We start from the raw sequence: 7584 nt of genomic DNA on the forward strand, positions 1-7584 counted from the left end.
GCCCCGGCCGGGGGGGGGGGTTTCGGGGGGGCCGGGGGGGGGGGGGCGGGGGGGGCCGGGCGGGGGCGCGCGCCCGCGGGGGGGGGCGCCCCCGCCGCGGGGGGGGGGCGCCCCCCCGCGCCCGGTGCCGCCCGGCGAGTCGAGGAGGGGTGGGGTGGGGTGGGGTCAGGCTCCGGCCTTCGGGGTCAGGATCCGACCTTGCGCTTGTTGTAGACGTCGAAGCCGACGGCCGCGAGCAGCACCAGGCCCTTGATCACCTGCTGGTAGTCGGTCCCCACGCCGACCAGCGACATGCCGTTGTTCAGCACGCCCAGCACCAGACCGCCGATGATCGCACCGAGGACGGTGCCCACACCGCCGCTCGCGGAAGCGCCGCCGATGAAGGCGGCGGCGATCGCTTCCAGCTCGAAGTTGATGCCGGCCTGCGGCGTACCGGCGTTGAGCCGCGCGGCGAAGACCAGCCCGGCCAGGGCCGCGAGGACGCCCATGTTCACGAAGGCCAGGAAGACGACCCGCTTGCTCTTCACCCCGGACAGCCTCGCCGCCGCCTCGTTGCCGCCGATGGCGTAGGTGTGCCGGCCGAGGATCGAGTTGCGCATCACGTATCCGAAGCCGACCAGCAGGACGCCGAGGATCAGCAGCACGATCGGCACCCCGTGGTAGCTGGCCAGCAGCAGCGTGAAGGCCACCACGGCCGCGGTGATCGCGCCGAGCTTCACCAGGAACAGCCCGGCCGGGAGCGGCTCCAGCCCGTACGAGGCGGCCCGCCGCCGTCCGCGCACCTCCTGCAGGATCGCGACGGCCAACACCGAGAGGCCCAGCAGCAGGGTGAGGTTGTGGTAGTCGGTCCGGGGGCCGACCGCGGGGAGGAAGCCGCTGCTGATGTTCTGGAAGCCCTTGGGGAACGGCGCCACCGTCTGGCCCTGCAGGAGGATCTGGGTCCCCCCGCGGAACAGCAGCATGCCGGCCAGCGTGACGATGAACGAGGGGATCCCGAGATAGGCGATCCAGAACCCCTGCCAGGCTCCGGCGAGAGCCCCGATCAGCAGCGCGGCCACCAGTGCCACGGGCCACGGCGCATGGTGTTTGACCATCATCACCGCCGCGGCCGCCCCGACGAAGGCGGCGAGCGACCCGACCGACAGGTCGATGTGCCCGGCGATGATGACGATCATCATGCCGATGGCCAGGATGAGGATGTAGCCGTTCTGCTGGATCAGATTGGTGATGTTGAGCGGCTGGAGCAGGATGCCGCCCGTCCAGAACTGGAACAGCAGCACGATCAGCGCCAGTGCGACCAGCATCCCGTACTGGCGCAGGTTGCCGCGCAGCGCTCGGGCCAGTACGGCACCGGCCGAGGGACGTGGGCCGGACTCCGGTGCGCCGGGCGTGGTGTCTGGGGTGGTCTGGGTCTGGGCCATGCCTCACACCTGCTTGTCGGGGTATGCCGCGCTCATGGTCATGAGCCGCATGAGGGATTCCTGGGTGGCGTCCGCGCGGGTGACCTCACCGGTGATCCGGCCTTCGGCCATGGTGTAGATCCGGTCGCACAGGCCCAGGAGTTCGGGGAGTTCGGAGGAGATGACGAGTACCGTCTTGCCCTGGGCGGCGAGTTCGGCGATGACGGTGTAGATCTCCGCCTTGGCGCCGATGTCGATGCCCCGGGTGGGTTCGTCGAGGATCAGCACCTCCGGCTCGGCGAAGATCCACTTGCTGAGGACGACCTTCTGCTGGTTGCCGCCGCTGAGCTTGCCGGCCTCCGCGAACACGGAGGGGGCCTTGATGTTCATGGTCCGCCGGAACGATTCGGCGCTCCGTGCCTCCTCGTGCCGGTTGACCCAGCCTCGCCGGGCGACCTTGCCGAGGGCGCTCAGCGAGATGTTCCGGCTGATGTCGTCGCTGAGGTTGAGGCCGAGCTGCTTGCGGTCCTCGGTCACGTAGGCGATGCCGTGCCCGATCGCCTCCGGCACCGTCCGGGTACGGATCTCCCGGCCGTGCAGCCGCACCCGGCCCCCGGTCCACCGTCCGTACGAGCGGCCGAAGACGCTCATGGCCAGTTCGGTGCGGCCGGCGCCCATGAGGCCGGCTATGCCGACGATCTCGCCTCGACGGACGTGCAGCGAGGCGCCGTCGACCACCTTCCGCCGGTGGTCGATCGGGTGCCGGACGCTCCAGTCCTCGATTTCGAAGGCGATCTCGCCGATCTCCGGGGCGCGCTCGGGGTAGCGGTGTTCCAGGTCGCGGCCGACCATGCCGCGGATGATCCGCTCCTCGGAGATGCCCTCGGAACCGATCGCGATGGTCTCGATGGTCCGCCCGTCGCGCAGGATGGTGACGGCGTCGGCGACCCGGGCGATCTCGTTCAGCTTGTGCGAGATGAGGATGCAGGAGATGCCCTGAGCCTTGAGTTCGAGGATCAGGTCGAGCAGCTTGCGGCTGTCCTCGTCGTTCAGGGCGGCCGTCGGCTCGTCCAGGATGAGCAGCTTGACCTTCTTGGCGAGCGCCTTGGCGATCTCGACCAACTGCTGTTTGCCCACGCCGAGATCGGCGATCCTGGTGTGCGGGCTCTCGTCGAGTCCGACCTGCCGCATCAGTGCGGCGGCGTGGGTCAGCGTCCGGTGCCAGCTGATGACGCCCCGAGTGGAGTGCTCGTTGCCGAGGAAGATGTTCTCGGCGACGGACAGGTAGGGCACCAGGGCGAGTTCCTGGTGGATGATCACGATGCCGCGCTGCTCGCTGGCCCGGATGTCCTTGAACCGGCAGGGCTCGCCCTCGAAGTAGATCTCGCCCTGGTAGCCGCCCTGCGGGTAGACGCCGCTGAGCACCTTCATCAGAGTGGACTTGCCGGCGCCGTTCTCACCGCAGACGGCGTGCACCTCACCCGCGGTGACGGTCAGGTTGACCTCAGAGAGCGCCTTGACACCGGGAAACGTCTTGCTGATCGACCGCATCTCGAGAACGGGTCGGGCCATGGTTGTGCATCCGTATCGTCGGGGCGGTGCGGTGCCGGGTGGTCTCCCGGGAGCCGCACCGCCGGTTCGGCGTCGCCCGGACGCGTCGGTCGGGCTCCGTGGGCTACTTGAGCTGGTCCGCGGTGTACTGGCCGCTGTCCACCAGGACCTTCCGGTAGTTCTCCTTGTCGACGCTGACCGGCTGGAGCAGCTGCGCCGGTACGGTCTTGACGCCGTTGTCGTACTGGCCTGTGTCGTTGACCTCGGGCTTGCCGCCGGTCAGCAGCGCATCGCCCATCTGGACCGCGGCCTTGGCCAGTTGGCGGGTGTCCTTGTAGACGGTCTGGGTCTGCTCGCCCGCGATGATCGACTTCACCGAGGCCAGCTCTCCGTCCTGGCCCGTGACGACGGGCAGTGGCCGGCCGGTGCCGTAGCCGACGCCCTTGAGCGACGAGATGATGCCGATCGATATGCCGTCGTACGGCGAGAGCACGGCGTCGACGCGGGCGGCGGTATACGACTTGCTCAGCAGGTTGTCCATCCGGGACTGGGCGAGACCGCCGTCCCAGCGCAGTGTGGCGATCTGGTTGAAGGAGGTCTGGCCACTCTGCACGACGAGCTTCTTGTCGTCGACGTAGGGCCCCAGGACGCTCATCGCACCGTTGAAGAAGAACGTGGCGTTGTTGTCGTCCGGTGAGCCGGCGAACAGCTCGATGTTGAAGGGGCCCTTGCCGTCCTTGAGGCCGAGCTTGTCGACGATGTAACTGCCCTGGAGGACGCCGACCTTGTAGTTGTCGAAGGTCGCGTAGTAGTCGACGTTCTTCGAGCCGCGGATCAGCCGGTCGTAGGAGATGACGGGGACGTGGGCGTCGGCGGCCTTCTGGAGCACGTTGGTGAGCGAGGTGCCGTCGATGGCGGCGATCACCAGCAGCTTGGCCCCCTTGGTGATCATGTTCTCCACCTGGGAAACCTGGTTCTCCACGACGTTGTCGCCGTACTGGAGGTCGGTCTCGTAGCCCTTGGACTGGAACTCCTTGACCATGTTGGTGCCGTCGTTGATCCAGCGCTCCGACGACTTGGTCGGCATCGCGATGCCGACGAGGCCCCCTTTGGCGTCCCCGCCCGCCCCGGCGTCGCCCGCTCCGTTGGCGCTCTGGCCGCAGGCCGCCAGCGACAGGGTGAGACCCACGGTGACAAGGCCCGCTGAAAGCTTCCGCACAGTTCCTCCAGTGATGTTCCGCGACCGGCACGGTGCGACCCGGCTGGGCGACCGGAAGCGGTCGAGCGGGGGCTGGCCGGGAGTCGTCTTCTCGCGCTGTGCGAAGTCGGGATTGCAGCGGCTCCGGCCTGGCGATACCTGAGTGTTAACGCTCACAAGTTTGTCGTCAAGGGTCTGTTCGGATCACCGTCGGGTGAACAACGGCGCAGGCGATCAGCCTCCTCGGCAGGGTGCCTGCGCAGCGGGCCGGGCGGGCACGTTGACCGCGTGCGGCTTCTGCGGCCTTCGGTGAGGCGTCGGTCCACGAGTGGTCCCGATCGCGGCGCCGAGGATGGTGGCAGCCCGCCGCCTGCGCCCGTCCGGAACGCCGGCACGGCCTTCGTCGGCGGTCGGTGGCGTACCGTAGCCCGGAGTCGAGGAGGGAAGTGCGCGTGGGAAACGACAGTGCCGGGGCCGATCGGCGCCACCCTGTGATGGCCGACGTGGCGAAATTGGCCGGCGTGTCCCACCAGACGGTGTCCCGGGTGCTCAACGGCGCCCCGCACGTGCGGCCCGGCACCCGGGAGCGGGTGCTCGCCGCCATCCGTGAGCTGGACTACCGGCCCAACTCCGCTGCCCGCGCCCTGGTCACCCGCCGCTCGCAAACCCTCGGCGTGGTCAGCTTCGAATCGACCCTGTACGGTCCCGCCTCGATGCTGCACGGAATCGAGCAGGCCGCGCGCAGCGCGGGGTACTTCGTCAGCGTGACGAGTCTGCACTCTCTGGACGGCCGCTCGGTTCAGGAGGCCGTCGACCGACTGCGCGACCAGGGCGTGGAAGGCGTGGTCGTCATCGCGCCCCAGATCTCCGCCGTCAGTGCGGTGGCCAGGCTCTCCAGCTCCGTGCCGGTCGTCGCGGTCGGACCGGGCAGCCAGTCGCGGGTTCCCATGGTCTCGGTGGACAACCGGTCCGGTGCCGAAGCGGCCACCAGGCACCTGCTCGATCTGGGCCACCGTACCGTCCACCACCTGGCCGGCCCGGCCGGCTGGATGGAGAGCCAGGACCGCCAGGAGGGCTGGCGCGGCGCGCTGGAGGCTGCCGGAGCCCCCGTGCCGCGTGTCGAGCCCGGCGACTGGAGTGCCCGCGCCGGCTACCAGGCGGGCCTGCGGATCGCCGAACTGGACGACGTCACCGCCGTCTTCTGCGCCAACGACCACATGGCGCTCGGCCTGCTGCGCGCCCTGCACGAGGCCGGCCGCTCGATCCCGGGCGACATCAGCGTGGTCGGCTTCGACGACATTCCCGAGGCCGCCTACTTCACCCCGCCCCTGGCCACGGTGCGGCAGGACTTCGGCGAGCTCGGCCGCCGGGCCCTGGAACTGCTCGTCGAGGAGCTGGAGGGCGTCGCGCACGCCGGCGCCCACGTGCGGATCCCGCCCGAGATGGTGCTGCGCCGCAGCGCGGGTCCCGCCACGCGCCGTTGAGCCGTCATCGTCGGACCCGGGGCTGACCGTACTGGCGGCCCACGCTCTCCGACGCGTCGGCCGCACTTGGCTGAGGGTGACGGCGGTACCTTGACAGGCAGATTGTTAGCGCTAACAATCTGGCATCACGAAAGACGCCCCCTTCGACCGGGCTGGAAACAATGACCTTGATCCCCGCCGTCCGGGGCTCGGACAGGTACGTCGTCGGCGTTGACTTCGGCACCCTCTCCGGCCGTGCCGTGGTGGTCCGCGTGCATGACGGACAGGAGCTCGCCACCGTCGTCCACGCGTATCCGCACGCCGTCATCGAGCGCGAGTCACCCGGCACCGGGCGCGCACTGCCGCCTGACTGGGCCCTGCAGCACCCCGGGGACTGGCGCGAGGTACTGCGCACCGTCGTTCCCGCCGCGCCGGCCGTCTCCGGCGTCGATCCCGCCCACGTCATCGGCATCGCCGCCGACTTCAGCGGTTGCACGGTCCTGCCGGTGCTCGCCGACGGCACCCCGCTCGCCGAGACCACCGAGTGGGCCGCCCACCCGCATGCCCGGCCCAAGCTCTGGAAGCACCACGCGGCCCAGGGCCAGGCCGACCGCATCAACGCCCTCGCCCGGACCCGGGGAGAGAAGTGGATCTCTCGCTACGGCGGGAGGATCTCCGCCGAGTGTCAGTACGCCAAGGCGCTCCAGGCCCTGGAGGAGGATCCGGCCGTCCATGCCGCCTGCGCGCGGTGGACAGGGGCAGCCGACTGGATCGTCCGGCAGCTCACCGGCGTCGAGAGCCGCGGCGTCGGGACGGGCGGACACGGGGGGACCTTCCAGAACGGCGGTCACCCGGGCGAGGAGTTCCTCGCCGCCCTGCACCCCGGGTTCGCCGACTTCGCCCGCACTCGTCTGGAGCACCCCCTCGCCCCGCCCGGCTCCCGGGCCGGCTCGCTCACCGCCCGGGCGGCGGAGTGGACGGGGCTGCCCGCGGGCATCGCGGTGGCCGCCGGCAACGTCGACGCGTACGTGGCCGCACCGGCCGTCCGGGCCGTCGAGAACGGCCGGCTCCTCGCCCTCATGGGCACCTCCACCCGCCACGTCGTCAACGGCGCCGCCCTCGCGGACGTCCCCGGGATCCGCGGCGTGGTCGAGGACGGCACCGTCACCGGCTCCTACGGCTACGAGGCGGGTCAGAGTGCCGTCGGCGACATCTTCGCCCGGCGGTTGCGTCAGGGCCTCCCGGCCCACTACCTGGCCCAGGCCGAGGCGGTCGGTGAGGACCTGCACGAGCTCCTCAGCCGGAAGGCCGCAGCCCAGCCGGTCGGTGGGCACGGTCTGGTGGCGCTCGACTGGATGAACGGCAACCGTTCCACCCTGGTCGGCCACCGCCTCTCGGGCGTGATCGTCGGCCTCGGCCTCGGCCTCGACACCCGCCCCGAGGAGATCTACCGCGCCCTGCTGGAGGCCAACCGCCTTCGGTACCCGCGTCATCGTCGAGGCCCTGGAGGAGGGCGGGGTCCCCGTCACCGAGTTCATCGTCACCGGGGGCCTGGAGGAGAACATCCTGCTGATGCAGATCTACGCCGACGTACTGCGCCGTCCCCTCTCGCTCGCCGAATCGGAGCAGGGCCCGGCCCTCGGATCGGCCATCCACGCCGCTGTCGCCGCCGGGGCGCACCCCGATGTGCGCTCCGCGGCGGCGGCCATGGGCGGGATGCTCCGAGGGGCGTACCGGCCAGACCCAGGCCGGGCCGACGCCTACGACGCCCTGTACGCCGAGTACCGCGCCCTGCACGACCACTTCGGCGAGGGTGCGGACCATCTGCTCCACCGGCTGCGCCGCATCTGCGACGCCGCCCCGACCTCGCCCACCACCACCCCGATCACGGCCGCCACGGACCTGGGCGAGGTGCGGTGAAGGCGGCCATCGGCCTGATCCGTCGCCAGGTGGAGCGGTGTCTCCCGCGACG

The 7584-nt window shown here is 70.5% G+C and carries 4 protein-coding genes and 1 pseudogene; 2 read left to right on the forward strand and 3 right to left on the reverse strand.

From position 1 onward, the window contains the following. Window positions 1-185 precede the first annotated feature (185 nt). The 3 genes from mmsB to chvE form a co-directional block, all read right to left on the reverse strand. The gene (mmsB, locus tag ACFV0Q_RS29845; protein ID WP_385009473.1) at window positions 186-1421 is read right to left on the reverse strand and encodes a multiple monosaccharide ABC transporter permease; all 1236 of its coding nucleotides are present in this window, start codon (window positions 1419-1421) and stop codon (window positions 186-188) included. Window positions 1422-1424: 3 nt separating this feature from the next. After that, window positions 1425-2972, reverse strand: coding sequence for a multiple monosaccharide ABC transporter ATP-binding protein (mmsA, locus tag ACFV0Q_RS29850; RefSeq protein WP_385009474.1), 1548 nt, complete (start codon window positions 2970-2972; stop codon window positions 1425-1427). Between the two features lie 103 nt (window positions 2973-3075). Continuing rightward, the gene (gene chvE / locus ACFV0Q_RS29855; RefSeq protein WP_385009475.1) at window positions 3076-4170 is read right to left on the reverse strand and encodes a multiple monosaccharide ABC transporter substrate-binding protein; all 1095 of its coding nucleotides are present in this window, start codon (window positions 4168-4170) and stop codon (window positions 3076-3078) included. A gap of 473 nt (window positions 4171-4643) precedes the next feature. On the opposite strand from chvE, the gene ACFV0Q_RS29860 reads away from it, so the two are divergent. After that, window positions 4644-5633 (forward strand): LacI family DNA-binding transcriptional regulator, encoded by a 990-nt coding sequence (locus ACFV0Q_RS29860; protein WP_385009478.1) that lies wholly within the window; start codon window positions 4644-4646, stop codon window positions 5631-5633. A gap of 161 nt (window positions 5634-5794) precedes the next feature. Further along, window positions 5795-7532 (forward strand): annotated as a pseudogene (locus tag ACFV0Q_RS29865) (ribulokinase). Window positions 7533-7584: the final 52 nt, after the last annotated feature.

It is taken from the genome of Streptomyces sp. NPDC059564, from assembly GCF_042735575.1.
GTDB lineage: Bacteria > Actinomycetota > Actinomycetes > Streptomycetales > Streptomycetaceae > Streptomyces.